Source organism: Methanomassiliicoccales archaeon (assembly GCA_038850735.1).
In the GTDB taxonomy this organism is placed as follows: Archaea; Thermoplasmatota; Thermoplasmata; order Methanomassiliicoccales; family JACIVX01; genus JACIVX01.
This window is the reverse complement of the sequence record JAWCLO010000006.1, coordinates 80931-107278: the sequence shown is the minus strand read 5'-3', so window position 1 is coordinate 107278 and position 26348 is coordinate 80931. Positions and strand designations below refer to the sequence as shown.

Sequence of the window (26348 nt, the reverse complement as noted above, 5' to 3'; positions counted from 1 at the left end):
ACCAATGAATATACCTGCTGGTGTTACTACCTGCCTTCTTTGAGAAGACCTAGCACCCTGTCCCGGTTGACTCTGGCATCATGGAATTTTGGCGCTTTTTCTAGCGCAGCGTTATAGAGTTCTAATGCCCTAACGAACTCCTTCTTTCTCTCAGCAACAATGCCAAGACAATTAAGAGCGTCGGCGCTCTCTTCGAGACGAAGTGCCGAGAGGAAGGAAGTGCTCGCACCTTCGAGATCGTCACGCGCCAGATGGCACATCCCTTTATTGATGAGAAATGAGGGGCGGGTGTCAAGAACAAGAGCTTCGTCAAAACATTTTAAGGCCTGAGTGTACTCAGCCGTCAAATAGTACAGACACCCAAGATTGTTCCACGCATCTGGATATGCCGGAGCAAGAGAAATTGCCTTTTTAATAGACTCCATCGATCTCTCAAGATCGCCGATAAGACGGTAGCAGACGCCCAGATTGTTTAAGATCTCTGGGGTAGATTCACCCTTGGCAAGAAAATCTTCAAACAATTTAATTGCGTCGTGGTATTTTCCTGATGCCATGCACAGAAGAGCCATGGCCTCACGAGAAATCCCTCCGTTTCCCTCTAGCGAGGAAGGTTCGAGCTGGTTAGTACGGTTCGTCTCAAGAAGCAGAAGTAATTGCCTGGCATTGGATTCCGGGCATCTGCCAAGAGCGTTAAGGATTCTAAGGCTATCTTCCCTCCTCCCGAGACGATAGACGATAGCCTCCAAATCGAGCAAATTGTACTTGTCAGATGGGGATTCCCGCACGGATTCCCTGATTGAAGCCAAAGCTTCTTCCATGCGTCCAAGATTCAAAAGGAGCCCAGCTCGAAAGCGGTGGGCAAAAGGTACACGCGGCTCTATCTTTAGACATTTTTCTATTTCCGCTAGCGATTCTTCATACCTGCCCAGAGAAGAAAGAATAATGGCGGCGCTGAGAAATTCCGACACAACCCCTTCTTTCTTTTTTCTATCAAATACCGCAATCATATCCCCCGCCGCAAGAGCTTCATCTCTTTCAGCTAGCGCCTCTTCTAGGTTTGGATTCAATTCAAGTGCCATGTTAAATGAGTTCGCAGCTTCCTCAAAGAGACCAGCTGCCTTCTGAGCATGGCCAAGCTGCAGCCAGAACTCTGCTCTTCCTCCTTCCACCCTCACAACTTCCTGCCATGCGTCCACTGCTTCGTTTATCATAGCCAACGATGAAAGGAGTGAGGCTTTATTGACGAGAGCTTCCAAATTACGAGGATCGCTTGCAAGAGCAAGTTCAAAAGATTTCAGCGCCTCATTTGTTCGTCCCATTGCTTTCAGCACAAGTCCTCTGTTATTCAAAGCCTGAGCATGCGAGGGGTAAATGCGCAACATCGCATCATATACCACAAGTGCTTCCTCGAGTTTTCCAAGCTGGTAAAGAGCCGCACCCTTGTTGAGAAGCGCTGGAGCCATTTGAGGATGCAGTTTGAGAGCATTGTTATATGCATGGACTTCGCCTAGCAAATCACCAGATTGACCTTTGAAAACCCCGAGAAGATACCACGTGTAAGCTTCATCTGGTTTCATCTCGATAGCCTTTTCACACGCTTCAATTGCCCTCTCGATTTTTCCTAATGAAGCCAGTGCCAGTGCTTTCTTCTGCCAGGCAGCAAAGTTATCAGACTTGATGCGAAGAGCTTCTTCAATGCTTGATAAGGCTTCTTTAAACTTATTGCGCTTCATGAGCTCTTCGGCTGCCTGGAGTGCCGCATCGAACTTCTCTTTGCTCGGGAGATATCTCGGTCCTTCCCTTTCGAGTATGCGTCGGTCAATTTCGCTGAGGAGTCTTTCAGCGATTCCATATTTTCTGAGCAATGCTACGAATATAGAGCGATCCGCAAACGCTATCTCATTATCCTGCGCAAATTTTCTCGCAGATTCATCAAAATCTCCGAAAACTATCAGGCCAGGAATCCTTTCTTCAAGTTTTGCCTTTTCTCTAATTACTTTTAGAGTTTCGAGGGATGCATCGCTTGCCCGTCGAGATATGAATATAAGATATTTCTCTTCTTTCTTTTCCGCTTCAATCATAAGTGACTCGTCGTATTTAGCGACACCAGTCACCATAATTTCCATCGAGCGCAACAACTCTATGGCAACTTCCCTAAACCCATTAGCATCCAGTGTCGCAATGGCTTCGGAAATTCTCTCGACGAGTCGCTGCTCCAGACTCTCTTTAATATCTTTCATTTTAACCTGCCTGCAAGTGACATCAATCTTTCAATCTTCCAATCGCGCTTCTCCCCTGAAAGACTCTCAATAATCCCCATCGCCATATCTTCCTTTCCAGATTCAAGGAGCGCCAGCGCCATGAGCACCTTGATGTGCCTTTTCCCCTCCTCGGACTCTTCTTCCACAACGAGCTTTTCCAGTCTAGCTAATGATTGATCGATTTCTCCAGTGAAATACGGAATTGCTGCTCTATTCACTTTTGCGATTTGCTCCAAATGGCGATAACTCCTACTGCGCTCGTATAACTCCTCAGCGCTCTCACGAAGCGAATTCACGAATGGGTAGAGACCCGATGGATCAATGGGAAGTTTGATCACTTCTTTAGTGAGCAACATTTCGACGTTAGCTATACGGATCGATGCACGAGCGCCTGTTTCCGTTCCATCTTCGAGTTTTGATGATGCCTTCAGGACTTCAAGTAAGATGTTGCGATGCGGCAAACGTTCAATTCCATACAGTCTCAAATCAACCCCAATGTACGAAAGATATCGATCGACAAACACTGAGAGCTCGCCTGAGTCGCCTGAATGTATGAGTTCCCTCAGGCGCAAGGAGGCATCTATTCCCCTTCCAAAAATGACGTCTGAGGAGTGGAAGGGACCAATCCTCATTGAAGCGCTATTCAAGCGATTCAGGCGCATATCCGCAGTTGGATCGAGAAGTGAAGGCATCAAAGCCGTTGGATCTCCTATCATTTCAAAGCAGTTCCTGCAAAGCAGGATGCCTTCGCCTGTCTTCCCGCCGCAGCCGAGACATGACAATGGAACACCATGTAAGTATCAGCGCTATCAAATAAAAAATATTGGCTTCTCGGTCAAGGTTTAATTTGCGGTGGCGCGAAATCGCTTTGACATATAAACGCCGTTTCTCGAGTACCCTAATGATGCATAATATCGTCTTGCACCAACCCCGCTTGTCACATTGATGCCTCTGCATCCATTTTCTTTCGAAATTCTCTCAGCTTCAAAGAGAAGACGTTTTCCGAAACCGCGGTGTTGCCACGAATTACCTTCATAACCGATTGGTATCATCTGGCCAAATACCTTAAGCTCCCTCAAGGATGCCATGTCATTCAACAGAGGATCGCTTATTCTCAATCTCGCATAGCCAACCAAAGCCTCCTGGGAGGGGATCTCCAAAGAAATGAAGAATTCGTCTCCTCCTGAAGCCCTGTATTTTAATACTGTGAGCTCCGCCTGCGACACTTCACCTGGATCTACGCCTAGCAAACCGACCTCCCTGCATCTTATGCAGTGGCATTTTGTTCCTTCTCTCTTCATTCTTTCTTGAACCAACTCTCGGAGATGCCCTTTGTCAACGCCTGCCTCTATGAGAGGTACTGGAATATCTCTCTGAATTCTTTGAATGCGCACATATGGAGGCACGATTTTTTTCATATTGGAGATGACCTCAACAGCTTCATCTGTCAGGTACGGTCTGTATTCGCCTGCTTTCCACATATCGTAAAGTTGCGTGCCCCTGACGACAAGTGTGGGATAGATCTTGAGCATATCGGGGCGGAATCTTTCGTCTTCAAATATCATGGAAAAACTTTGCAAATCTTTCTCAGGTGAGGAGCCGGGAAGACCGGGCATAATATGATAGCAGACCTTAAGCCCTAATTCTTTGGCAGTGCGCGTAGCTTTCGCCACTTCTTCAGTGCCATGACCCCGACTGACGAGGCACAGAATTTCATCATCGAGTATTTGAACGCCGAGTTCAACTCTCGTTGCACCGAGCGCCATAGAAAATTCAGCCCTCTCCCGATCGAATGCATCTGGTCGAGTTTCTACGGTCATGCCTATGCACCGATGTCGAGCTGTCTCATTAATTGAGTGCGCCTCTTCAAGAGAACTGCTTCTAGATCCGTTCATGGCATCGAAACAACCTTTGACGAATGCTATCTGGTAGTCCTCAGGACGTGTTGTGAAGGTGCCACCCATTATGATGAGGTCTATTTTGTCCGTTGGATGTCCTATGGATTCCAGCTGCTCGATCCTGCATTTTACCTGCTCGTAAGCGTCGAAATCATGCGTCTGCGCCCTTCTCGCAGCTGGTTCCTTTCCCGTATACGATTGAGGCGATCCAAATTCGACACCACCCGGACAGTAGATGCACTTGCCGTGTGGGCATGGGGAAGGGGATGTCATAACTGCAACAACTGCCACGCCACTCAGAGTTCTGACTGGTTTTCGCCTCAGCAGTCGCTCAACCAAAGGATATTCATATTCATCGGCCGCGGCAAGGGTTTCTGAGTTTGGAGGGATCGAGTCGAGTCCGAACTGCTTCGCTAGTTCTATCTTTGCCGACTGAAGGGCATGTCTATCCCTGATCTCACCAGCAAGTATTCGCCTGATGAGTTCACCATGGTAGCTCGCACGGAGCTTATCGCGAGTATTCGATGTCATGCCACTTTCAACGTAATTATTCATCCGTAAAATCACGTCGTTTTATCTAAAATAAACCTCTCGCTCTTCGCTTTCCTTCTTTTCTTCCTCTTCTTTGAGATACAGCAAGTCGATGGACACGACCGCAATACATGGAATCAACCTGATCCTGCCTGTGTCAGACCCATGCGTTTCATCGAGCTCTATGCTGATCGCAGTGTCGTGCCCGAAAGCAATATATCCTCTGAATTCGCCAGAGGTTACCAAAGGCTGGTTGTCTCCTCCCCTGCTAATTATGCGGCATCTTGAGCCCTTTGTAAGATTTGGCTCAATCTCCTTACCAGACATTTACTCAGCCTCCTCGATCAATTTCTGAAGATGTTCGACCGTCTTACGATAATTTTCCATCGCCATTTGGACATTTGCCTCGGTAAAACTCCACGCTTTCCTCAAATCGCCGTAACGTATTCTGTATCCTTTTTTGATCTGACCATCGCGTTCGGTTTCGATTTCTTCGATGAGATCAAGAGACTTGAGTTTATTGAGATGTCTGTAAACTGTAGGTTTCGTCGTATTGAGATACGCTGAGAGTTCGTCGACAAGCCACGCCCGCTTCAGATTTTTAACAAAGCACTCCAAAAAAAGTCGATACGGGATGCTTTCTTCCGAGTCCTTTCCTTTTTTTCTCGCATCGAAATTCTGTGGAAGATATCCTATCAGCTTGAGAAATTCAGCTACGACTTCCTCAACATTTCTGATAGGAGTTAGTGGGGTATTGCTTACGACGGTGAGTTGAAACATAGTATCAAGGATATCGAATTATTTTAAGCATATTAATTTTATACTATCGGTGATGCCATTTCTTTTTGCAATTTTTCATATTTAGCCGTATTGGAAGTTATTGTGCTGCGAAAGCGCTACGAAACAGAGCTGGTGCAGGAGTCATCTTTTTTTGCTGAAGGTGTAATTTTGCCTCTCAAGTAATTATGAAATCGCGCCTTCCTTCGTCCATTTGGTACAATATACCTACCGGTGTTGTACAAGGAGGACAAAATTCATCTAATTGTGAGAAAGTGATTTATAGAATGTTAATATAATTGAATATGGTGAGCTGATGAAGCGATCAGCAATTTATGCGATTGTGGTGGTGATCATAGCTCTGGTCGCCGCTGTTGCCGTTGCCGTTGTTTATGTCCCAACAACACAAGAAAAAATCATCTATTGGACACAAATTGCACCAGCACAACAAAGGGCAGCTTTAATAGACAACATCGTCCAGGGTGCTGTTAGTTGGGAGCCCTACGTTTCAGATTCGTTGATCGATGATACAGCAGAAGTCATCGCGTGGTCAAATGAAATATGGCCCCATCATCCATGCTGTGTGGTAGCGGTGAAAAAGAGCTTCGCCGAGTCTCAGGATGTAGTCAACAATGACCTGGTAGCTAGGGTTGTGAGAGCGCATATCGATGCGACAAATTGGATTTCAGAAACGATACAAAATGGCGGTGAGAACTATACGAAATTGCTCCAGATTGGTGCTCAGTTCAGCGGGAGATCAAACGAAGTTGTGGAATCTGCAATCGAACACATCGAATTCAATTATGGAATCACACCAGCAATCAAAAAGTGGTTCGAAAATTACACCTCGATGTTTGCTGATCTCGGCCAGATATCGTCCCTAGGCGGGTATTCGAATGTGAGCGCCTTTGTCGACTCGATCGTCAACACGACGTATTTGGAGAGGGCAATGAGTGTGACGCCCAGCGACACTATTCTTGGCACGGTAAGACTTGGCTATCTTATGGGAGACCTGCATCAGTTTGCAAGAGTTGTCGCTATGAACGAATCGTTATGGGGTGGCAAGACTCTCTTTGAAAAATACGGCGTTGACATTCAATCACCGCCACCGTACGCAAATGGAGCTTACTTAATGGATGGTTTCGCAAGAGATGAAATCGACATGGGATATCTCGGAAGTCCTCCGGCACTGTTAAAGCGCATCAATGCGAATATCCAGATCGAGATCGTGTCGATGGTCAATAGTGGCGGATCTGCGATCATAGCAAAATCTGGCTTCGCCAGTTTCAGCGAACTTGAGGGGCAAACCTTCGCCACTCCAGGAGTAGGTTCAATCCAACATCTTCTACTGATGTACTACGCCAACGAGAATGGATATAAGCTCAAACTGAAGGGGACGTAGAATCCCTACAAACCTTTTTCTTTTTTGATTCAATAAGGGGAACAAATGAATTTCTCGTGGGCATACGTCAAAAACAACTGGAAAAGACTATCAGAAGAGGGGAAATTGAGAATTTTCTGGATAACTCCTCTCTCACTTGGAGGATTTCTGGTCGTATGGTGGATTCTATCAATCCTACTCAAGCTCGCATACCTCCCTAGCCCAATAGAGGTTTTCCAAGCACTTATCGAATCATTTCGCATACCAGCACCATCCCTTGGCATTACAATGACGAGCAACATCGCAGCTAGCCTTCAGAGATTTCTCATAGGTTTTGTATTAGCGTTTATTGCAGCGGTTCCGCTTGGGCTAATTATGGGATTCTTTAGAGGCGCGGAGATGTTTGCAAAACCCATCATCGAGGTCTTTAGACCGATTCCGCCGATTGCCTGGGTTCCGATATTCCTCCTCATTTTCAAGCTATTCTATGGTCCTGTGATGGTGATTTTTATCGGCGTATTCTTCCCGCTCCTTTCAAATGTGATTTTTGGCGTGAAATCTGTGGATTCAACCCTCGTCGACGCCGCGAAGACGCTGGGAGCTGATAGACTGAGACTATTCACCAAAGTGATATTTCCGTCAACGGTGCCTTTTCTTATGACTGGAATAACGATCGGTCTTGGAATTGGATGGATGTGCATCGTTGCAGCTGAAATGATCGGTGCGGTAGGTGGTGGAGTTGGTTACTATATCTATTTCATGGAACAATTGGGTCGATATGAGTATATGTACGCAGGCATGGTGGTTATCGCAATTCTTGGCATATTGACGGTGGGAATCAGCAGGTATGTCGAACAATATTTGTCAAAACTCATGGGGATGCGATGACGCTGAGCATAAAGAATCTAGAAAAGCGGTTCCGTAAGGACGATGAGGAGCTCGTTGCAATAACCGATTTCAATCTGGAGGTCAGAGATCATGAATTTGTGTGCGTTCTTGGTCCATCAGGGTGCGGAAAAACGACTCTCCTGCGTATCGTGGCTGGTCTCGAAAGCAAGACGTCGGGTTCGGTGATGCTTGATGGGGTCGAGATCACAGGTCCAGGATCCGATCGAGGAATGGTATTCCAAGAGTTCGCCTTGTTTCCGTGGCGTACCGTAAGAAAAAATATTGAATTTGGCCTCGAAATCAAGAAGGTTCGAAAGGAAGAAAGACACGTTATATCAGATAAATATATCCAGCTAGTGGGACTCAAGGGTTTTGAGAATTCCCATCCCTATGAACTTTCGGGCGGCATGAAGCAAAGGGTCGGCATCGCAAGAGCACTAGCTAACGATCCTAAAATCTTGCTGATGGACGAGCCGTTCGGAGCACTCGACGCGCAGACACGTAACATGATGCAGAAGGAACTTCTGCGCATCTGGTCCGAAACGAAAAAGACGATTCTATTCGTGACACATTCTGTCGACGAGGCCGTCTTTTTGGCAGATCGGATCGTCGTCATGACGTCTCGACCTGGAACAGTCAAGGAGATCTTTGATATTGATATGCCAAGGCCCCGAGATCGAGCAAGCGTGGAGTTTGCATCGCTGAGGAAGCACATTCTTGCCGAGCTGGAGAGAGAAGTCACATCGTCGGATACAATAGTCAAAACCTAGAAGATCTTTTCAGCCGCGCGTTCAATCGCCCTCAAGACAGAATTATGAGGCACTACGACTGCCACAGGTATTGATAGTATCTTCTCTACCGTTGGCGCAATTATCGGAGCGCATACGACCGCAAGCGCACCATCCCTTTCTGCATTCACGGCTGAGATTATCGCTTCTTCCATTGTCGAAGCGGGGTATTCTTTGACTTTGATATTCTTACCGCCTATTTTCACAAATCGCTCTTCAATCTTCTCGAGCACTGGTCTGCTTGCAATTATCGCGATGAAATTGCCAGCTGGATGCTTCTCAAGCTTCCTCACGGCCATAACTATGCTACGAACAGTCCGCAGATTTGGTTCTCTGTGTCCCTGCATGATCTTATAAATCGTGCTCATCGATAGCCCTGTTCGTTCGCAAAACTCAGAAACGCTGACCTGTAAATCTTCTTCAATAATCTTTCTTAAAGACTCTCTGAATCCTCCTTCACTTCGGAGCATCCCAGATATCAATTCCGTCTCGAGCGACATTCGATCACTTGCCTTCCATATTCTTGACAAATTCCGCGGCCCTAACCCCAGCAACGCATCCCTGGCCAACTGCTTTGGCAAGCTGCCAAGGTTGCCCAGTCACGTCGCCGCACGCAAATACACCCTCCACTCCGGTTTTGCAATCTTTGTCCACCTCAATAATTCCTGAAGGATCTGGTATGATTCCAACCTCGAGTGCTAGTTCGACAGCTCCCTTGGCACCCAATTCTATAAAGACCCCATCAACCTCGAGTTTTCGTCCATCCTTCAATGCAATGCCAGTTACCACTTCGTCTCCAAGAATTTCAACTGGGTGAGCTGGTGAAACGATCTCAACTGTCGAACGCTTCACTTTCTCCATAAGAGGTTTCGCTATCCTGATTCCTTTTGAAATCCAGTAAACCTTATTTGCATATTCCTTGAGTAGAAGCGCCGAGGATGCAGCGACACTTTCATCGCCGATCACTGCCACCCTCTTTCCCTTAAAGAAATTACAGTCACATGAGGCACAATAACTGACGCCTCTCCCAAGGAATTCTTTTTCGCCTTTAATTCCCAGTTTTACTCTGGATATGCCTGGTGCCAACACAATAGTCTTTGCATTGATCTTCCTCTCGTTATCTGTTTCCAATAAGAAATGATCTTCATTCTTCACAAATTTGATAACATCCTCTTCGAAGATCTCGGCACCAGATTTCTTTGCCTGGGCCAAACCTATCTTCAGTATATCAAGACCCTCAATAGAATCGATGCCAAAGTAATTCTCGATCTTCGCTTTTACCAACGCGCTTCTATCTATGTGTCCGATTGCAACGACTTTCACTTTGCTCCTTGCAGCATGAATAGCCGCCTGCAAACCAGCTGGTCCACATCCAATAATCGCTACATCCGTCGAAATCTCGTTCATCAACTTGAGATTAGAGCTTGCAGTAATAATAACATTTTTTGAAGCCCGCGGTCAACCTGTTAGCGAAGAAGCCTTGATATTATCGATCCTTTTGTTTGAGAAAAGATATTGTTGCTCTTATTTCATCAATTCTCATCTCGAGGGAGAATGAAGGAGAATGAGCTGGCCGATTTGCCTCTAGTTCAGCTAGCTGCTCTTCCAATTCCTTGATTCTTTCTCGAATGTTAAATTCGTCCATGTTTCTCATTAAATGTACTTTTGAAGCTTCTTAAGTATCTGGTCCTTTGGCATTGCGCCGACTATTCTATCCGCAAGATGCCCTTTGTGAAATACAAGAAGCGTGGGAATTGCCTGGATTCTATATTTAACCGCGGTCATCTGGTTCTCATCAGTATTCAGCTTGCCGAAAACAATCCGCCCCTGAAGATCTCTTGCTAGAGCATCTATGACGGGTGCAATCATCCTGCATGGTCCGCACCACGGTGCCCAGCAATCAACCACCACGGTATCATATCTTTTGACAAATTCATCGAAATTACCATCGGTGATCTGGATTGGCTCAGACGGCATTTCAAGACTATTGACTTTTTGCGCCTTAGACATCAGTGCCTCTAATTTCTTTCTTCGAATTTCTTCGAGTTCGTCCATTTATATCACCCGGTTGTGTTCGATCTAGACAAAACCGATACTTTCCTCTATTGATATTAATCTTTTTCCCAAATTTGTTCCAGCCGCGTGTTTCAATTATCTCAAATGAAGGAATAGTAAATGATGAAAGCAATTTAGGTTTGCCGCATCTAAATCGGACTTCGCTGCCATTAATACCAATTGACCTAGCACCGGGCAGATCGCAATCCGTTCGCTTCATAATACACTTCACGAATGAACACTTCGCCCCGAACCCGAAGGCTTTTTAAGCGTCAAGGATGATATCGCAGTGGGATATCTGATGTTGGAGGAAGCATCGGAATTAATCGGACTGCAGGTATACACGCCAAACGGAATCTTTGTTGGCAATGTTAACAATCTTGTGATAGAGCTGGAGAAGAAATGCGTTGATGGTATTTTTATTAGCGAAACAAATCCACTTTTGGTTGAGGATTCGAAGGCAATCAACATTCCCTATAGGTGGATTCAAGCCATTGGAGATATTATTATTTTGAAGTATTTCCCCAAAAGAGTAACTACGAAAAAACCCGCCGTCAAGCTTTGATAATAGGAAGCTTTTTATTCGCTAATACATACAAGGCGACCATGACCGTTAAAATTAGAGGCAAAGTCTATATTGATCCGACAGCTGTCCTTATAGGCAATATTTCGATCGAAGACGGCGCTAGCATATGGCCATTTGCTGTTCTGAGAGGAGATCTGAATACGATAGCCATCGGTGAGGGGACAAACATTCAGGAACACACCACGATTCACGGGGACGAAAGTTTCCCCAATATCATTGGTAGAAATGTATCGATAGGTCACGGTGCCGTAATACATGGGGCTACCATTGGCGACTACTGCATTATAGGAATGCAGTCAACAATTCTTAACGGTACAGTCATTGGAAATGAATGCATTATTGGAGCGGGGGCACTCGTTACAGCAGGGATGAAAATCCCGCCCAAATCGGTCGTTGTAGGCGTCCCGGCAAAAATCATACGAGAAGGCGATGAAAGCATCAAGGAAAAAGCAGCGAGGAATGCGGAGGAGTATCACAAACTCAGAGATTCCTACCTTGCTGGTAAATATGATCGCTACAAGAGCCACTAAACCTCAAATTATTCCTCAAAGGCGCGAGCAATTCATCGATATCCCTTTTGCATATACGAGATAATTCTTCATGCATTGCTCTCAATCGCTGCGCCGCCTTATCAAGTCCTCTCCTTTCAAAATCCACTGAAGCATCCCACACCGTTCGCACACTAAATTCGCCGACGAGATTGTCCGCATGCGTAACTATTTTTTCTTCGAGGGTTTCCGGCATGTATATTCCAGCAGGAAGGCTAAGGGCCGCGGCTTCCTCATCAGTCAGTCCAGCTCCCAGATGCCTCTGGATTATTCGCACAATTTCATCCGGTAAATTTCGCCTCCTAGCGATATTCACGCCCTCGATGACATGATCAACACCATGTGTGCGTGTTCTTCCGATATCGTGTAGCATGGAGCCAGCGACGACTAAATCGATATCTGCACCGCAGCATTTGGCTATTCTTTTTGCGACTTCCTTCACTGTACAGCAGTGCTTTATTATGCTCGGGCTGGCACCCTCTTCCACCAGAATGCTGATACATTCTTCTTCATTCGGCATCGCAGACAACTTTCTTCCCTCTCTCGCACGGAATGATCTTCAATTTGCCTTTGAAATCCCTTCTGAGACCTTCACCCTTTAGATATCTATCGAGAAATACGGCCAATGCTGCCACTTCTGAATGGGGCTGATTGCCAACGGCGACATTGAAAGTCGCGAGATCGTATACTTCCGCTGGAACCTTCTCAGCACCAACTACGATGAGCAACTTCTCAGCACTGATTCTCGGTAGCGCGTCATCGATATGTATCCCATACATGGTCAGGTGTACGATCGCTCCTTCGAAAGTTTTGACGATTTCTTTCCAATTGCCTACGCCTGTTCTAATAACGAAATCGCCGCCAAAGCGATCAGCGACACTGCGGATACCCTCCTCCAGTTTCGTGTCCTGAGTGGTGATTAGAATACCCTTTGCGCCAAATGCTCGAGCTGTCAATGCCACATGAGTAGTGACTCTTTTGTCTCTATCCGGGCGATGACCAAGCCTTAGTACCCAAATTTCTGTCATCGATAATTCTTCCAAAATTCAATCTTTTACGCGTTCGATTCGATGTCCTCGGTAATCCAGCTTGACAGATCTCTTGACAATACTCTTCAGCATCGTTGAAGTAATGCCGAGAGCCTCTGCGATGTCACCAGCAAACTTTCCATCGATGCCCACGAGGTCAAGAATCTTCTTTTCAATCGCATCGAACTCCTCTTCTGGCATCATGGCCACAGCAAGCACGTCGCTAATCTCATACACGGGCCAGGATGCATTGATATGGAAAGATGTGTAATATGTGCGGTATGCCTTATCTGGCGGAGCCCCGCTTACTGACTGCCATTTCGTCTCAACGAGCTTCATCTTTTCGAAGAATTTGAGGGCGTCTTTCCCCTCTGGCCCAAACTTCTCCTCTATTTCCTTAGAGGTTCGCCAATCGAGGGTCACCTCTTTCAGAACTTCTCTTTTTATTTTGGTATCAACTGCCCTCAACATAGGCACTAGATCAGAGGGGTCGTTGATCACCTTTATCCTGTTCATACGGTACCTTATTGAGTTGTGAAAATATAAAAGGATAGGATAAGCAGACGGTTGCCAGTAAAGTCAGCATCGATAAATCTATGACGGCAACGCATTTTGTTCCATATGTATTATAAACCTCCTCGAAGTTCCGGGAAAGAGATGAAAATCGTTTACCAATGCCTCGTGTGCGATAAAGTGCACGAAACGCTTGAAGATGCACAAAACTGCCATAACGGCCCCGTCCAAGGAATTCAAAGGGGCATAACGAGGTACCCAAAGAAGTCGTTTTTCGGCCGCTGAAGATCGATAACGCACATGACTTTAAGTTTGAATCAAAGCAAACACGATATAAATTCCGATCAAAGGGACAATTATCATAAGAAAATCATCGTCGACAAGTTTCAATTTCAGCCGTTCAATACCGATAGCCAAGGATGTTGCAACGATTGAAGCAAGCATTACCGAAAATTTCACGCCCTCGAAATAGCTCAGTGAAATGCCTGCAATTCCAAAATAAACAAAAATGGGGACCCAAGGATAGGTTCTGCTTTTCCTAATTCTCAGTTCTCCGATCAGGGGATCTACCCATCCCATTCCCATGAGAACGGGTGCTGAGTATTCAAGTGGAAAAAAAAGAAAAGCTAGGGTCATACCGATAGCCGCCCATGCCGCAGCTGACATCTGGTATTGCTCATAATCTCTCATTCCGGGAATTCTTGGCTTGTATTTTAGCCTAAGAAATTCTGCCACAAGAACGACAAAGAGTATCAGAAGAAGTGCAGTTTCCCTACCGATTCCTCCTTTCCAGAGGGGATCTGGAAGAAAGTAGTAAATCAAGAAGGCCGGCGTAGCCAGGTGGATAATTCGCCTTAGTAATGCGCTTGATATCATCGGAACTGCCATGCTAGTAATACAAATTCTAATTATACGATTATATCTTGAGTTGATAGACTCAATCGATCCGCGGGTCAACAAAATTTTGAAACGCATAATGTGAGTATATTGCTTTGAATTTTCGATGATTCTCTGAATCTCCAAATTAACAATCAAATAAAAATTAAAAAATAAAAAAAATCAAGTAGATACACGTGTTATCATGAGTATTGGAGGGAAACCATGGGGGCGAAAAGTGTCCTCACAAGTAAAATCGAAAGCGAGATCGAATTACTGCAAAGACATGTCATAATGCTGAAGGCAATTATGGAGCATGAGCCAATTGGTATCATCAGGTTATCCGAGCTTCTCAACTGCCCACAGCATAAAGTGAGATACTCACTGAGGATTTTGGAGCAGGAAGGTTTGATTAAACCCTCGCCCGAAGGGGCCATTACGACTGAAAAGCTCAGTACATTCCTGGAGAGTTTACGAAATACACTTGAGTGGATGAGCAATACCGTCAAGGAATTGCGGGAGTCCTTGGATTGAAGGATATCCTCCGATGTATGACGCAATCTAGCATCCCTTTGAGCTCTGTTCGGTTAACATTCCATACATGCATTGGTGAGTTGAACAGCGAAGTATTGGTAGAGGAAAAAGGATTAATATAGGGCTGGCATTTTACACGGTCGCCCAACTGTGCCGTCGTAGCTCAGCTGGTAGAGCGTGTGGCTGTTAATCCCCTTCATGGGGAGTTGAAACCACAAGGTCAGCGGTTCGATCCCGCTCGACGGCGCCATTCTAATCATATTTTATCGCCGTTTAGTGAAATACGATTTTAAAATCGCTTTTCGCCAGCAATCCGCTGTTAATCTACAAGCAGCAATCCAATCCATGATGGTTCTTCATTTCCATAGAAGCTTATGTTCATCCCTGCTTTTTTGGCGGTCTCAATAACATCAATTCCAACGGCTTCCATCGAGGGTCTTGCGTCAAAGGGCCTTCTGCACACTTTTCCAGATTTCTGTCCAACGCATTCGTCGCAAAGCCTACACGCCCCGGCGGAGAGTCCAGCTGCAAACCTGAAGCCCAATTTTAGGCAATCTCGTTCAAGTTTGCGAAGGATCTCGACGAGCGTCCTTTCGCTCTTCACAAGCGGTTCCTTGTAATTCTCTATGTCCCTGATTTCATTTAATGATGCCTCTTTACCTACGGCGGCGATCAGGTCCCATTTAAGTTGTATTCTGACCCTAAGGAGTATCGCATACCTGTAGTAGGAGAGGATTTTAATGAATTCATCTGAGTTTATCACGTTAGGTGGGCACATGAGATTGTATCCATAATTCGGGCAAATAGGAACCATACATTTCAAGCGTACCCTAGGATCCACCACAATACTTTGAGTCGAAATAATGATTGCCTCAGATGCACCATAAGCTTTTGCCTTTTCGCACAGCATTTGAAGATCCTCAGTTAACGCCACATCGCTGCCTCCTTCGTTATGAAGATCGTTCTCATTAATATCAAAGCTTTATGTAACCCATATATCCGTCGGAATATACTCTAGATCAAGCACTTTCTTTGGAGATGATTACTTGCGATAAAGAATTTTCAAGTCATTTCGCGCATATAGGCATACCCCAATTGCGTAATTGGGAGAGAAAATGCAATAAATGGTTTTTGAAGGGCTAACTTGGAGGAATTCCGCTTGGAATAGTTGTAAATGTGAAATACATGACACATAGGTGCATGCTCAAAAATAAGAAAATGTTGCAAAGCGAGACTTCCATATTCCCATGAAATCATGAATTAGAATTTGATATGCTCTTCAAGAAACTGTTATACAATCTACAAAACATTACGGCTTCGTTTTTCCCAGTGAGGCGCTGTCTTTATGAGTTGACGGCAACAGATTTATATCGAGCTGCATTATAACGAGAATTTTGCTAGTATCCACAAGAAGGGCCCGTAGCTTAGTCTGGCGGAGCGTCTGGCTCATAAGGTTGGCCTGAGATACCAGATGGTCGTCGGTTCAAATCCGGCCGGGCCCATCTTTCATCAATCCTTATTTTCGTTGCTTCTAATGAATTTGAAAGATGTGAGAACCTCGGGCTCGATGAATTTCATCTCGATAGCGGATATAGATTGTATAGATTTCCTGCCAGCATAATCTAATTTTGTATCAATATAATTCAAGCTGTCAGTAATGAAAGGAATAGATTATTCTAAAACTTAACATCTCAAAAAAAACTTCGCACGACTTATATAAATTGCTTACTAAACACACAAGCCCTATTCATGTGTGAAAGTGAAATGCCCGACTGTCTAATATTACGATCCAAAGGCTCGCCATAATTGTATGATTCGGGTTAGTTTGATGCAACCTTAAGTTGATCCACTATACATGGTTTCAAAGCTCTCTTGTTTTTTGCTCGTATCAGACCTCTTTATTAAAAAATAAATTCCAAAGCGACCGATCTTATTTTCATCCCACAGAGGAATAACAGTAGATTCCTTGCACATTGTCAACTATAATGCAAAAAGTAAGATGCCTTTTGCACCCATAGGACCGAACTTTTTCGGAATAATATATATATGAAAGAGCTTACAATTGTTAAAGCGACCTATAAGGTCGAGCAGCCGTCCTTACAGGACAAAACCACATGATGGAGGGCGCTTCGCCAGACCTTCCTCCTTGCAATCCCCCTGTTTTTCTGGCGCCCTCCTGACCGTGCGATGATGAATCGATGAGCACATGAAATAACACATCCATTTCCCAAGGGATTGTGGGATATGATTTAATTGCAGACATCGTTCTTGAGTACCGTAAATTGTGGGGATTTCGGAACAAGAAGATGATAGAAAGATCTACAATCCCTTCCTATTCAGATACCAATATGCTTTCTTCAAGAGATATGACGATTCCATAAGGGAGCCGATAATCGATGTTTGCTGCGGCGATAGCGATATGCTTGACTTTATCCTTGAAAACGGCAGGAAAGACATTTACGGAATAGATTTCTCTAGGTTGCCATTAACATTGCAAAGATCAGCTCGGCAAATATTTAGAAAATGAAGTCAAACCTTGAATTATGCCAAAACATATGATCAATCTCTCATTGTTTCGGCGGCAAACTGTTTAGAACATTGATTTGCAAGGTGCTTTCCATCAAACGGTCTACCCAGGCGCTGTGAAGATGGTGTCCGAAGCAGCGATAATTCTTTGTCACGGTGCACTAGCGAACGTATCCACCCCATCAGAACCGACCTGCCTAGCAGTGCAGTTCCGGTTGCATAAGGAAAAGAAGACACATAGACTCATAGATGAGGGAGGGATCGGTAGATGCTATTTTTCTGGAGAACAATTAGTGATCGTTTCCGATGAAATTTCGACATTGTGGAAAGGCCAGAAAGGGAAGTATTAATGCGTATTGAAAGGTTACCTCACAAGATGTGGGTTTTGATTTTGAAGTGGAAGTAACGCTAGCGATTTTCCACCTCGATCGCTGATTTCAGAAGCATGAATCGATTTTGCGAGTAGCCTTTGATCACCAGTTACGACATAACCCTTTTATCGCTGGGACAGTCAAATTGCCGAGAACAAAATGTGGGATTGATTTCATTTGGATATCTGAGGCTTGCAAGAAGATGAATACATCAATTCTGTTTAATATTCGTTTAAGATTTCATGCCTTAATGAATTCATATTCCTGCCGGCTTGGCATCATAGGTTGCCCGATACTCGAAAACGAAATTGTTTACTTAGCAGTAAATGACAAAGATATTTCGCAGATCATTGTAATCCGTACAGAAGAGTCGAGGAGTTTGCTTCACAAGCTAAGCAGCGCAACAAGCGCGAAGATTATATGCATCGAAGAAGGGGAGATTCATAATTTGAAACAAGTTGGCTACAGCCTTATCATATTGATGAAATCGATGGCGCTCCACGAGGATCCACAGAAATTGCGTGGGGAAGTAATGCAATCGATCAAACAAATCGCACCAGTATGCGATTCCATTTTACTTTTCTATGGTCTCTGCGGAAATGCGTTCAGAGATCTCACAGAAATTAAGACTGCTGCCGGAAAGGATCTCTTTATACTAGCAGATGAATGCGAAAGACCAGTCGATGATTGCATTGCCGCAGTTCTCGGCGGAACGGAGGGCTACTATCGACTTTTAAAACGATATCCTGGTGTATTTTACCTTACGCCAGAGTGGGCTGAACACTGGCGCGAGCTCATTTTTAAGATGGAGTTAACTCGCGGTGCTGAAAGAGGAGATCTCAGCGTTCTAAAATGGATTTTTGAACTTGCAGGTTATAAGAAGGCGCTGAAGATTGACACGGGATTGGGAGATAAGGAGGAGTTTGAAAGGTCTGTCGCCGAGTTTGCGAGAGAGTTCAACTTCGAGTTGGGTTCCCTTGAAAAGGAGTTCATTACGCTTGATGCCATCGTGCGATCCTATGATAAAGCGAAGAAATGTGCCCTCCACAGAAATTAGAAAAGGCGCTGGACTTTTTGAATTCATAAAGAGTCGTGCAGGAGCTTACCGGTGCCCTTTTGCGGAATTTTCTTGCCTCTTATTATTAGTTTGTTGCACCAAAGCAATACCATTTCCATTTCCAGATCACGACCACCTTTGAAGTCAGACATCGATAAAAGATGATATGACGAAGTATGTACCCAGAGCTGCGAGAAAGGCACCGAGAATCATCTTTACCTGCCTCTGCCGGGGGCTAATAAATTTTTCATGCCGATGCACGACGAAAGATACTGAGATATAATAAGCTAGGTCAGATACCCAATGACCCAGTGTGACTATTAAAGCGCCGAGAAGGCCCATCAATTCTATCCCAGTGAGCAAGAGTGCAAGACCCGCCGTAGCCCACCAAGGCGGTTGTGAAGGGTTGAGGGCAGTATAAAAAATTCCGCCTACAAAAGACGAGTCTACGCGCCTCCTGATCATCTTGGTCTCACTGTCCTTATTCAGCATCGTAAATATGCCCATTGTAAACATTACTGCCCCGCCAACGAGGAAAATAATCCATTTGAAATCGATGAGAAAATATCCAAAACCGAGGAGTAGGACAGCTACTATACCAGCTTCCCAAACAACGTGCCCTAGAATGATTTCGTGAGCTGTGACCTTGCCTTTCTGGTTCGTATCGAGAACGGTGAATGCAAAAAGTGGCCCAGGGATTATAGCCCCACTAAGACCTACGATGAAACCAAGGGCAAAGAGCTCTGCAACTTCCAGCAACATTTTCTCACTCATCTTCAGTATGGCATTTTAATGGTCGTGCCATTATCTTTAGCTGATTTAGGCAAGACAGTTAGTAACTTCATTTGATTAATAAGGTTCTGAGCTTCATGCCCGGAGATTCAACTGTTGAGTGAGATGACGAGGTGATGTCACTCGAGGGCCTTTTTATTTTCCAGGTCGATGTGAGTAACACCAAAGGTGAAGAATCATCAGAAAAATGTCGATTAAGGTAAATTTATGCTGTAAATTTTTGAAATAGCATAATCTGGTGCTTAAATTCTCATGTGCAGACATCGAGGACATTCATGCGCATATCATACTCGCAATTACTGCCGGTTGCGCATAAATGGCAAAGTGGTGGTTTTCCATCTGATCAACTAGGTAGTCCCACATCGAGTTGGAATTTTGGAAGCACACCTATTGCAGTTACTTTTGCCTGTCTGTAATTGGAATCCTATAGAACATTTGGTACAAATTGCAGAAGATCTCGGTCGACAGAAAGCATAATCGTTAGAATTCATTATGTCCACCTATGGATCAATGGACGCTCCTTGGACTCATCGCAGGGTTTCTCACGACCATGGGATTTGTACCTCAGATTATTAAGGGTTTGAAAACGAGGAGATTGGAAGACGTGTCGATTGGGATGCTCCTCTTATTGTGCGCGGGCATGTTCCTGTGGTTGGTCTATGGCATATTCATAAATAGTGCTCCTGTTATGTTTTGGAATGCTGTTGCGTTCACGCTGAATATCATTCTAATCGGGTTGAAACTCAGATTTGACAAAAGCGGGATCGCAGATAAAGGGGTTTGAATATCATAAACTAGGAAACTTGATGAAAATGGGCATCATTTAGATTTATTCCCAAGCATGCTAATAAGTTCCAAGCAGTTTCTTGGCGCATTTGCATTGAAATCATTATTCCAGAAACCGTATACGCAATCAACATTAAGTGACTGAATGAATTTGACCCATTCTCTAATTTCTTCGCTCTTATATTCATATCTGTACCACGATTTGCGCCCATGCCACCTGATGTAGGCAAAATCAGCGGTCGGTTCGGTCATGAAAATCATTTTCGGAGAATCCACGAAACAGATGGCCACGCCATACGTTGCAAGCAATGACAGCACTTCACTCGTGGTCCAGTTCTTGTTCCTGAATTCGATAGTAAATTTAAGATCCCTGGGCAACATTGATAAAAAATTCTCGAGTTGGACAAGATCCTTCTTTATCCCTGGTGGCAACTGAATCAGTATTGGGCCGAGCTTTTCACCCAAAATTCTCATCCGCGTAAGAAACAGTACCAGTTCCGCACCAACATCATTTAGCCGCTTTATGTGTGTAATTTTTCGGCTCATTTTCGGACAGAAAAGAAAACCTTCAGGTACTCTCATGCGCCAGCTCTTAATCAAGCCCTCAAATGGCAATCTGTAAAAGGACATGTTGATTTCGACAGTATTGAAGATCTTTGCATATTCTTCTAGCATTTTACTTGGCTCACAGTCTTTACGATAAAATTTACCGATCCAATCCTTATAGCTCCATCCACTACAACCAAAGCGATACTCCTTTGAAGTCATGCTCAACGTGTTCTATTTTAAGAAGATCTAAATTAAGAATTCTCTTAGCAACTAGTATAGAAATTAGATTCGACATAAGAAATGCTCGCTGACGCTGAGGTCAATAAATTTCAAGATGCAAGAATGGTAGTGAAGCTAACGATTCTTGATTCGAGCTCAAGTAGAGAATAAATAAATATAATTTGACGGATTCAAGAACTGCTGTTTGGCGACTTTGCATCAAATTCTGGGGGAAAATAGTCTTGAATGCAATTGAAGTCACGAATCTCGTTAAGGCTTACGGCAAATTTGTTGCGGTTAAAGGCATTTCATTCACGGTCAAGCAAGGAGAGATCTTTGGGCTTATTGGTCCCAATGGCGCGGGCAAGACCACAACCCTGCGAATCTTAGCTACACTGCTTCAAATTTCATCCGGTCATGTAAGGATGTTTGACAAGGATCTTCAAAAGGAGCAGGCCGAGATAAGAAAAATGATCTCATACCTTCCAGAGGATGCTGGTGCCTACAAAAACCTTACAGGCCGCTCGTATTTGGAATTCATGGCCGCGTTCTTCGATCCTTCCAAAAGCGAGCGATACAAAGCAATGGTCAATAGAGGCATTGAAATAGCAAATTTGGGTGAAAGAATCGATGACAAGATTGAAACATACAGCAAAGGTATGAGCCGGCGCCTTTTGGTCGGCCGAGCCCTAATGGTCGAGCCGAAAATAGCAATCCTCGACGAGCCGACTTCAGGCCTAGATGTCATTAATGCAAAGGAAATTAGGGATATCATCAGAAGAGCCTCTTCCCATGGAATGTCCGTCTTGCTATCATCACATAACATGCTTGAGGTGGAATTCCTCTGCGACCGAATTGCGCTAATTAACGATGGTCATATTGTTGAAACCGGATCGCCTAAAGAGTTGAAGGAAAAGTACGGTGCCGCTAACATTGAAGAAGTCTTTGTCAAGGTGGTTTCATGAGAGGGTTCCTCAATATAACGAAGAAGGAGCTCAGGGAACTGTTGACGCCTTCCGCCATCATTCCGATAGCAATTATGGCGATTATATTTGCCTCGATGGGGAATATGATCGGGAGCGTTGGCGAAGAGGTTACAAAACCTCCCGTGATTGGAATAATCGATTTCGATGACAGTACAATTTCGCGAATTGCGACTTCGACTCTTGGTGGGTTATCTGAAGTGGCGTATAATGGTTCTGATATTGAAGAGGGCAAGCGTATCGTTGAAGAAGACGGTGGCACTGCCCTCATTGTATTCCCGGAGGATTTTTCAGAGAAGATACTCGATAACAAATCCAGCGAAATCCAGATCATTTGGATCATGAGAGGGAGTGGGGTTCTCGACAGCATTCCGTCAAGCGTAGTAGATGCGCTCATACAACAGATGAATTACGCAATAGCACAGCATTTAATCGGAAATGAGACTCCCGTAAACTCACAGACGATTCTTAATCCCACGTTAAAGAACGAGACGACGATTTTCAAAAACAGAGAGTTACCGGGAGTTTCTCCTAATACAATAATGGCAATCCTATCTCAGCAGAACTTTGTTGTGCCTCTTGTGGTTGTTCTTGTGATTATTATTTCAGGTAGCACTGTCATCACCTCGATGGGCAACGAAAAGGAAAACAAAACACTTGAGACCCTTCTCACATTGCCTGTGAGCAGAAGTTCGATTGTTTTCGGAAAGTTGGTTGGAGCGGCGATCGTTGGTCTGGTCATGGCGCTGATATACGTGCTGGGATTTGGGTATTATGTTTCTTCGCTGCAGGAACAATCACCAATCGATCTGGAAAGATATGGATTTTCCCTGGATATGTTCGACTATGCGCTCGTAGGTGGTACACTCTTTCTGAGTCTGTTTGCTGCGCTTTCTTTGTGCATGTTGCTCGGGATTTTCGCCAGAAACCTCAAATCTGCACAAACGCTCACGATGCCGATTTCGTTCCTTGCAATCATACCGATGTTCGTACTCATGTTCGGTGATTTTGACACTCTCCCTCTGGCAGTACAAGCTGCGCTATTTATCATTCCATTCTCGCATCCAATGCTTGTAATGCAGAGCCTTATGCTCGACAATTATGTGTTTGTCATAGCGGGAATCCTATACGAAATAGTGTTTGCTTTGGTAACTGTCAGTTTTGCAGTTTGGCTGTTCAAAAAAGATATCTTAATAACAGGTAGGCTTAGAAAGGGGTACGAAAAAATCAGTGGAAAGACGCTTCTACAGGCATATCTGAGAAATAAATTCGTGAGGCGGAGGTTCTGAGGGCGCTAAAATGTTCTCTGGCTATGTTTAATTTTCTTGCTCAACTCTTCCCTCTACCTAAACATCCTAGAATTACCGATTAAGAACTTCACGAGGGTTTTCCAATCAGCCATTTAAATAGATTGCTCTCTCGTCCCTGATGGGCTTAGCCTATTATTAGCAAATCCAATGAACTTAATCCGTTCTCATGCCTTTATCAACTCATCAACTGCTACGCTACAATAAATATAACGGTACATCCTTAGTCTAAGATTGCACAATCTATCTATTTATTTATAGAGGGTTCTTGAAAAAAAACAGTGAATACCTCCTTTAATTCATGAAGCAAAAAAATGCAATTTTCAATGCAACCAGGCATATCTTGACCAAGATAACCATATAGCCGAGTAGTGCGCTCGTGGCTAACTAAGATCTGGTCAAGAGAAATGCGGTAAAGACCGAACGAATTAAACACATGAAGCCAATGCAGATCGTGATGTTATGATTATGAAGGGCAATAATAGGAGCAATGAGGGTCAAAAGATAATCCAATCAATCATTAATGGGGCAAAAATCTGCAGAATTGCGCTCTGCGACGGCGGAAAGGCATACATTATACCAATGAGTTTCGGCTATGATGGCAAGCGCATTTATCTACACTCATCAGAAAAGGGAAAAAAGGTCGAGCTGATGAGAAAGAGCACAAGTATCTGTTTCGAACTCGAATCTCATGTTGAAATTAGAGAGAGCAGCGTTCCCTGCAGGTTTGGAATGGATTACAAGAGCGTGGTAGGTTACGGAAAGCTCGTATTTCTCTCTTCGATTAGGGAAAAAAAGGAAGCTCTCTTGACAATAATGGAACATTACACTGGCAAAAGAGAGTTCGAATTCAATGAAGAAGTAATGAGGCGAACGCTCGTCATTGCAATTGACATCGAGGAAATGACCTACAGAATCTCAGAAAAGACTTTGCTGCAACCCGAGAACTAATGAAGAATAAAACAAACCCTACTTTTTCGAAAGGTTATTAAAAAAATAATGGGATGGAAGAGGGCTTACGCCCAAATCCATTTTTTGGGATCTGGAACTTTCTTGAGATCAGGGATTGCGAAGTCCAGCCCGAACTTCTTCAAAGTCTCTTCCGTGGGAATACCATTGACCCAGCCCCGGGCCTCATAGTACTCCTTGAGCATTTTGTCCAACGGCGGAACCTTACCAGCAGCTCCACCTTCTTTCAAGGGTTCAAACATTCTCGGAGGCAATGTGTCATTCCTCTTGGGATCATACCCATGTTTCAGCGCAAACATTCTGCAAAGCTGGTTAATCCTCCCGCCAACCTCTTGGAATAATTGCTTGGTAGTGTAGTTCCAGCCGGTGATTGCATTTATCATTTCAGCCTTCAACTGGTGTGTATAACCAGCAAAGTCATAGAATAGACAGAAGCTTAAGGCATTGTCAAACTGGCAAATATCCTGCCAAGCAACCGCAGCCTTTCCCTTTAGTTTGTCGTCGAATCTATCCATCGGCGGCAGATCATATTCTGGCACAGGAATACCTAGCTCAGATCCTTCTGGGAAGCCAGTTACATGGCACGGCCCTCTTGGACCGGTAGCGTAGTTAACCGCCATCGAGAAGAAAGCCCTTGGATCGTGTGCAGGTATAACCGCGTTGTCCTTCTCAACAGCGATCGCGGGGCATCCAAGCTTCTTAGCTGCAACCTTTAGACCCTCACCGAGCAATCTAGCTGTAGGATTCGACCTCATCGCAATCATCTTTGCTAGCTTGCACATTGCAACACCGTCTCCCCATTTCAGCTCGAATCCGAGGTCTTCCTTTTTGATGTAGCCCTTCTCGTACGCTTCCATTGCAAATCCGACCACCCCACCGAATTCAATCGTATCCATGCTGTACATATTGCAGAGATGACCCGCATAGTTGATTGCCTTCAGGTTGTCTACCAAACAGTTACTACCCATCATTCCCAGAGTCTCATATTCAGGTCCATAACCATCCATGTCGCACGGTGTGCCTTCCCTGATGGTCACACGCCTGTGGCAGCCCATCACACAGTTAGAGCATGCATCTGGCTTCGGTTTCAATACCTTGTTGAATTCGCCACCGGCGGATCCGATCTTCCGGGCACCCTCTGGCCAGGATCCAAGAGAGAAGTTCTTCATCGGCAATAGACTTAATTGCTCCCTCGGGATAACCGCCATGGCCTGTCCTTCCTCACGGTTTTGCTTAGCAAATTCGTTATCCTTAACGGCAGCGGCAACTTTCTTTTTCAATTCCTTGAGTTTCTCTGGATCCTTTGCAGTGATTTTCTTGGAACCTTTCAACACAATAGCCTTAACTTTCTTCGAGCCGAGGACAGCTCCGCCGCCCATTCTCCCCGCATTACCATGACCATCATAAGTGACCAGCGCTGCATACCTTACAAGATTCTCAGCAGCAGGCCCGATTGGAATAACGACAGCGTTTTTGTCGCCCACCTCTTTCCAAAGTGCCTCTTGCGTGTCGTGAACGTTCATGCCCCAAAGTTTCGACGCATCATGAATTTCGACCTTGTCGTCCATGATCGAAATCCAGACTGGCTTTTTCGCCGCTCCCTTGATGACAAGCGCATCGTACCCGCACTTTTTCAATTCCTCTGCAACATAGCCTCCTCCAGTAGACTGCCCCCAAAATCCCGTCAGTGGTGACTTGAACGAAATAGTGTATCTTCCCGATCCCAGAATTCCCTGACCTTGAATTGGTCCAACCGCCAATACGAAAACGTTGTCCGGTCCCAATGGGTCGGCGCCTGCCGGGATTTCGTCATAACAGATCTTAATTCCGAAACCGACGCCCCCCAGCCATTTCTTTGCGAAATCTTCGTCAAATGTCTGCGTGGAGACCTTGTTACTGTTTAGATCGATTTTTAAAATCTTTCCCCAATACCCGTACATATCTCCTGTTCCTCCTTTTGATTAGGCGACGGGGTGCAACAATGCATGATCCCGTCTCCTCCCCTCTCATCCAGCAGACCAGTACAGATCATTATGCCGAGCTAGATGAGTTATGGTAAATGACTTAACCCATTTGAGCACTATAAGAATTTCGATATGCTGGATTCAACATATCGCCAGAGTGG

Annotated in this window: 29 protein-coding genes and 2 tRNA genes; 14 read left to right on the top strand and 17 right to left on the bottom strand. The window is 44.8% G+C overall.

What is annotated here, in order from left to right; all coding sequences use genetic code 11:
- Positions 1-26 precede the first annotated feature (26 nt).
- Genes QW087_05280 through QW087_05260 form a run of 5 tightly spaced genes read right to left on the bottom strand, consistent with a single transcriptional unit; the run spans position 27 to position 5470 of the window.
- Positions 27-2240 carry a tetratricopeptide repeat protein gene (locus tag QW087_05280; GenBank protein MEM2944131.1) on the bottom strand — a complete coding sequence of 738 codons (2214 nt, stop codon included), beginning with the start codon at positions 2238-2240 and terminating at the stop codon, positions 27-29.
- Positions 2237-3043, bottom strand: coding sequence for a hypothetical protein (locus QW087_05275; GenBank protein ID MEM2944130.1), 807 nt, complete (start codon positions 3041-3043; stop codon positions 2237-2239). Before QW087_05275 ends, QW087_05280 begins: the two co-directional genes overlap by 4 nt.
- A gap of 60 nt (positions 3044-3103) precedes the next feature.
- Positions 3104-4714, bottom strand: a complete 1611-nt coding sequence (locus QW087_05270) for a tRNA uridine(34) 5-carboxymethylaminomethyl modification radical SAM/GNAT enzyme Elp3 (GenBank protein ID MEM2944129.1) — start codon at positions 4712-4714, stop codon at positions 3104-3106.
- 18 nt (positions 4715-4732) lie between these two features.
- The gene (locus QW087_05265) at positions 4733-5017 is read right to left on the bottom strand and encodes a hypothetical protein (GenBank protein MEM2944128.1); all 285 of its coding nucleotides are present in this window, start codon (positions 5015-5017) and stop codon (positions 4733-4735) included.
- Positions 5018-5470: a helix-turn-helix domain-containing protein gene (locus tag QW087_05260; protein ID MEM2944127.1), complete on the bottom strand. Its 453-nt coding sequence runs from the start codon at positions 5468-5470 to the stop codon at positions 5018-5020. It abuts the gene before it with no gap.
- Positions 5471-5783: 313 nt separating this feature from the next.
- Between QW087_05260 and QW087_05255 the strand changes: the two genes are divergently transcribed.
- The 3 genes from QW087_05255 to QW087_05245 are packed head-to-tail and all read left to right on the top strand — an operon-like array spanning position 5784 to position 8506.
- Positions 5784-6869 (top strand): ABC transporter substrate-binding protein, encoded by a 1086-nt coding sequence (locus QW087_05255; protein MEM2944126.1) that lies wholly within the window; start codon positions 5784-5786, stop codon positions 6867-6869.
- A gap of 45 nt (positions 6870-6914) precedes the next feature.
- Entirely contained in the window at positions 6915-7736 is an 822-nt protein-coding gene (locus QW087_05250; GenBank protein MEM2944125.1) for an ABC transporter permease, read from the top strand.
- Positions 7733-8506, top strand: coding sequence for an ABC transporter ATP-binding protein (locus QW087_05245; GenBank protein MEM2944124.1), 774 nt, complete (start codon positions 7733-7735; stop codon positions 8504-8506). Before QW087_05250 ends, QW087_05245 begins: the two co-directional genes overlap by 4 nt.
- Here the strand turns inward: QW087_05245 and QW087_05240 are convergent.
- The 4 genes from QW087_05240 to trxA form a co-directional block, all read right to left on the bottom strand.
- Positions 8503-9024, bottom strand: a complete 522-nt coding sequence (locus QW087_05240; GenBank protein ID MEM2944123.1) for a helix-turn-helix domain-containing protein — start codon at positions 9022-9024, stop codon at positions 8503-8505. The two genes, QW087_05245 and QW087_05240, sit on opposite strands and share 4 nt — an antisense overlap.
- A 4-nt stretch (positions 9025-9028) precedes the next feature.
- Complete coding sequence (locus tag QW087_05235) at positions 9029-9931, bottom strand: FAD-dependent oxidoreductase (GenBank protein MEM2944122.1); 903 nt, start codon at positions 9929-9931, stop codon at positions 9029-9031.
- A 79-nt stretch (positions 9932-10010) separates the two neighbouring features.
- Positions 10011-10178, bottom strand: coding sequence for a hypothetical protein (locus QW087_05230; GenBank protein MEM2944121.1), 168 nt, complete (start codon positions 10176-10178; stop codon positions 10011-10013).
- The gene (gene trxA, locus QW087_05225) at positions 10178-10579 is read right to left on the bottom strand and encodes a thioredoxin (GenBank protein ID MEM2944120.1); all 402 of its coding nucleotides are present in this window, start codon (positions 10577-10579) and stop codon (positions 10178-10180) included. The genes QW087_05230 and trxA overlap by 1 nt, the downstream gene beginning before the upstream one ends.
- A 301-nt stretch (positions 10580-10880) precedes the next feature.
- On the opposite strand from trxA, the gene QW087_05220 reads away from it, so the two are divergent.
- Both QW087_05220 and QW087_05215 read left to right on the top strand, forming a co-directional pair.
- Positions 10881-11144, top strand: coding sequence for a PRC-barrel domain-containing protein (locus QW087_05220; protein ID MEM2944119.1), 264 nt, complete (start codon positions 10881-10883; stop codon positions 11142-11144).
- Positions 11145-11185: 41 nt separating this feature from the next.
- The gene (locus QW087_05215) at positions 11186-11695 is read left to right on the top strand and encodes a gamma carbonic anhydrase family protein (protein MEM2944118.1); all 510 of its coding nucleotides are present in this window, start codon (positions 11186-11188) and stop codon (positions 11693-11695) included.
- Here QW087_05215 and QW087_05210 read toward each other — a convergent pair.
- From QW087_05210 to QW087_05195, 4 genes are all read right to left on the bottom strand, one after another.
- A complete protein-coding gene (locus QW087_05210; GenBank protein ID MEM2944117.1) occupies positions 11646-12233 on the bottom strand; it encodes an HDIG domain-containing protein in 588 nt (195 codons plus the stop codon). The genes QW087_05215 and QW087_05210 overlap by 50 nt on opposite strands.
- Positions 12223-12741: a tRNA (cytidine(56)-2'-O)-methyltransferase gene (locus QW087_05205; GenBank protein MEM2944116.1), complete on the bottom strand. Its 519-nt coding sequence runs from the start codon at positions 12739-12741 to the stop codon at positions 12223-12225. Before QW087_05205 ends, QW087_05210 begins: the two co-directional genes overlap by 11 nt.
- Before the next feature lie 18 nt (positions 12742-12759).
- Positions 12760-13257, bottom strand: a complete 498-nt coding sequence (locus QW087_05200) for an ArsR family transcriptional regulator (GenBank protein ID MEM2944115.1) — start codon at positions 13255-13257, stop codon at positions 12760-12762.
- A gap of 303 nt (positions 13258-13560) precedes the next feature.
- Positions 13561-14142, bottom strand: a complete 582-nt coding sequence (locus QW087_05195; protein ID MEM2944114.1) for a hypothetical protein — start codon at positions 14140-14142, stop codon at positions 13561-13563.
- A 213-nt stretch (positions 14143-14355) separates the two neighbouring features.
- On the opposite strand from QW087_05195, the gene QW087_05190 reads away from it, so the two are divergent.
- Both QW087_05190 and QW087_05185 read left to right on the top strand, forming a co-directional pair.
- Positions 14356-14664 carry a hypothetical protein gene (locus QW087_05190; GenBank protein MEM2944113.1) on the top strand — a complete coding sequence of 103 codons (309 nt, stop codon included), beginning with the start codon at positions 14356-14358 and terminating at the stop codon, positions 14662-14664.
- 152 nt (positions 14665-14816) lie between these two features.
- Positions 14817-14914, top strand: a tRNA-Asn gene (locus QW087_05185).
- A 69-nt stretch (positions 14915-14983) separates the two neighbouring features.
- On the opposite strand, the gene QW087_05180 is transcribed toward QW087_05185, so the two are convergent.
- Entirely contained in the window at positions 14984-15598 is a 615-nt protein-coding gene (locus QW087_05180) for a DUF2284 domain-containing protein (protein MEM2944112.1), read from the bottom strand.
- Between the two features lie 479 nt (positions 15599-16077).
- On the opposite strand from QW087_05180, the gene QW087_05175 reads away from it, so the two are divergent.
- The 3 genes from QW087_05175 (at position 16078) to QW087_05165 (ending at position 18618) form a co-directional block, all read left to right on the top strand.
- Positions 16078-16166, top strand: a tRNA-Ile gene (locus tag QW087_05175).
- Positions 16167-17306: 1140 nt separating this feature from the next.
- Positions 17307-17540, top strand: coding sequence for a hypothetical protein (locus QW087_05170; GenBank protein MEM2944111.1), 234 nt, complete (start codon positions 17307-17309; stop codon positions 17538-17540).
- A 271-nt stretch (positions 17541-17811) separates the two neighbouring features.
- Positions 17812-18618 (top strand): DUF1638 domain-containing protein, encoded by an 807-nt coding sequence (locus QW087_05165; GenBank protein ID MEM2944110.1) that lies wholly within the window; start codon positions 17812-17814, stop codon positions 18616-18618.
- Positions 18619-18762: 144 nt separating this feature from the next.
- Here QW087_05165 and QW087_05160 read toward each other — a convergent pair whose 3' ends face one another.
- On the bottom strand, positions 18763-19392 hold the full coding sequence (locus QW087_05160; protein MEM2944109.1) for a LysE family transporter: 630 nt from the start codon (positions 19390-19392) through the stop codon (positions 18763-18765).
- Between the two features lie 520 nt (positions 19393-19912).
- Here QW087_05160 and QW087_05155 point away from each other — a divergent pair.
- Positions 19913-20194, top strand: a complete 282-nt coding sequence (locus tag QW087_05155) for a SemiSWEET transporter (GenBank protein ID MEM2944108.1) — start codon at positions 19913-19915, stop codon at positions 20192-20194.
- Positions 20195-20229: 35 nt separating this feature from the next.
- Here QW087_05155 and QW087_05150 read toward each other — a convergent pair whose 3' ends face one another.
- A complete protein-coding gene (locus QW087_05150) occupies positions 20230-20964 on the bottom strand; it encodes a DUF72 domain-containing protein (GenBank protein ID MEM2944107.1) in 735 nt (244 codons plus the stop codon).
- Positions 20965-21206: 242 nt separating this feature from the next.
- On the opposite strand from QW087_05150, the gene QW087_05145 reads away from it, so the two are divergent.
- The 3 genes from QW087_05145 (at position 21207) to QW087_05135 (ending at position 24205) form a co-directional block, all read left to right on the top strand.
- The gene (locus QW087_05145; protein ID MEM2944106.1) at positions 21207-21929 is read left to right on the top strand and encodes an ABC transporter ATP-binding protein; all 723 of its coding nucleotides are present in this window, start codon (positions 21207-21209) and stop codon (positions 21927-21929) included.
- The gene (locus QW087_05140; protein ID MEM2944105.1) at positions 21926-23236 is read left to right on the top strand and encodes an ABC transporter permease; all 1311 of its coding nucleotides are present in this window, start codon (positions 21926-21928) and stop codon (positions 23234-23236) included. Before QW087_05145 ends, QW087_05140 begins: the two co-directional genes overlap by 4 nt.
- A gap of 486 nt (positions 23237-23722) precedes the next feature.
- Positions 23723-24205 carry a pyridoxamine 5'-phosphate oxidase family protein gene (locus tag QW087_05135; GenBank protein ID MEM2944104.1) on the top strand — a complete coding sequence of 161 codons (483 nt, stop codon included), beginning with the start codon at positions 23723-23725 and terminating at the stop codon, positions 24203-24205.
- A gap of 65 nt (positions 24206-24270) precedes the next feature.
- On the opposite strand, the gene QW087_05130 is transcribed toward QW087_05135, so the two are convergent.
- A complete protein-coding gene (locus tag QW087_05130; GenBank protein ID MEM2944103.1) occupies positions 24271-26163 on the bottom strand; it encodes an aldehyde ferredoxin oxidoreductase family protein in 1893 nt (630 codons plus the stop codon).
- Positions 26164-26348 lie beyond the last annotated feature (185 nt).

What these genes read in the sequence shown, in the direction of transcription:
- QW087_05205 (MEM2944116.1), bottom strand. Translation starts at nt 12,741, where the DNA reads ATGACAGAAATTTGGGTACTAAGGCTTGGTCATCGCCCGGATAGAGAC.
- QW087_05235 (MEM2944122.1), bottom strand. Translation starts at nt 9,931, where the DNA reads ATGAACGAGATTTCGACGGATGTAGCGATTATTGGATGTGGACCAGCT.
- QW087_05165 (MEM2944110.1), top strand. Translation starts at nt 17,812, where the DNA reads ATGAATTCATATTCCTGCCGGCTTGGCATCATAGGTTGCCCGATACTC.
- QW087_05215 (MEM2944118.1), top strand. Translation starts at nt 11,186, where the DNA reads ATGACCGTTAAAATTAGAGGCAAAGTCTATATTGATCCGACAGCTGTC.
- QW087_05160 (MEM2944109.1), bottom strand. Translation starts at nt 19,392, where the DNA reads ATGAGTGAGAAAATGTTGCTGGAAGTTGCAGAGCTCTTTGCCCTTGGT.
- QW087_05240 (MEM2944123.1), bottom strand. Translation starts at nt 9,024, where the DNA reads ATGTCGCTCGAGACGGAATTGATATCTGGGATGCTCCGAAGTGAAGGA.
- QW087_05200 (MEM2944115.1), bottom strand. Translation starts at nt 13,257, where the DNA reads ATGAACAGGATAAAGGTGATCAACGACCCCTCTGATCTAGTGCCTATG.
- trxA (MEM2944120.1), bottom strand. Translation starts at nt 10,579, where the DNA reads ATGGACGAACTCGAAGAAATTCGAAGAAAGAAATTAGAGGCACTGATG.
- QW087_05190 (MEM2944113.1), top strand. Translation starts at nt 14,356, where the DNA reads ATGGGGGCGAAAAGTGTCCTCACAAGTAAAATCGAAAGCGAGATCGAA.
- QW087_05195 (MEM2944114.1), bottom strand. Translation starts at nt 14,142, where the DNA reads ATGGCAGTTCCGATGATATCAAGCGCATTACTAAGGCGAATTATCCAC.
- QW087_05150 (MEM2944107.1), bottom strand. Translation starts at nt 20,964, where the DNA reads ATGACTTCAAAGGAGTATCGCTTTGGTTGTAGTGGATGGAGCTATAAG.
- QW087_05140 (MEM2944105.1), top strand. Translation starts at nt 21,926, where the DNA reads ATGAGAGGGTTCCTCAATATAACGAAGAAGGAGCTCAGGGAACTGTTG.
- QW087_05280 (MEM2944131.1), bottom strand. Translation starts at nt 2,240, where the DNA reads ATGAAAGATATTAAAGAGAGTCTGGAGCAGCGACTCGTCGAGAGAATT.
- QW087_05210 (MEM2944117.1), bottom strand. Translation starts at nt 12,233, where the DNA reads ATGCCGAATGAAGAAGAATGTATCAGCATTCTGGTGGAAGAGGGTGCC.
- QW087_05245 (MEM2944124.1), top strand. Translation starts at nt 7,733, where the DNA reads ATGACGCTGAGCATAAAGAATCTAGAAAAGCGGTTCCGTAAGGACGAT.
- QW087_05255 (MEM2944126.1), top strand. Translation starts at nt 5,784, where the DNA reads ATGAAGCGATCAGCAATTTATGCGATTGTGGTGGTGATCATAGCTCTG.
- QW087_05230 (MEM2944121.1), bottom strand. Translation starts at nt 10,178, where the DNA reads ATGAGAAACATGGACGAATTTAACATTCGAGAAAGAATCAAGGAATTG.
- QW087_05250 (MEM2944125.1), top strand. Translation starts at nt 6,915, where the DNA reads ATGAATTTCTCGTGGGCATACGTCAAAAACAACTGGAAAAGACTATCA.
- QW087_05135 (MEM2944104.1), top strand. Translation starts at nt 23,723, where the DNA reads ATGAAGGGCAATAATAGGAGCAATGAGGGTCAAAAGATAATCCAATCA.
- QW087_05220 (MEM2944119.1), top strand. Translation starts at nt 10,881, where the DNA reads ATGTTGGAGGAAGCATCGGAATTAATCGGACTGCAGGTATACACGCCA.
- QW087_05265 (MEM2944128.1), bottom strand. Translation starts at nt 5,017, where the DNA reads ATGTCTGGTAAGGAGATTGAGCCAAATCTTACAAAGGGCTCAAGATGC.
- QW087_05130 (MEM2944103.1), bottom strand. Translation starts at nt 26,163, where the DNA reads ATGTACGGGTATTGGGGAAAGATTTTAAAAATCGATCTAAACAGTAAC.
- QW087_05155 (MEM2944108.1), top strand. Translation starts at nt 19,913, where the DNA reads ATGGATCAATGGACGCTCCTTGGACTCATCGCAGGGTTTCTCACGACC.
- QW087_05270 (MEM2944129.1), bottom strand. Translation starts at nt 4,714, where the DNA reads ATGAATAATTACGTTGAAAGTGGCATGACATCGAATACTCGCGATAAG.
- QW087_05260 (MEM2944127.1), bottom strand. Translation starts at nt 5,470, where the DNA reads ATGTTTCAACTCACCGTCGTAAGCAATACCCCACTAACTCCTATCAGA.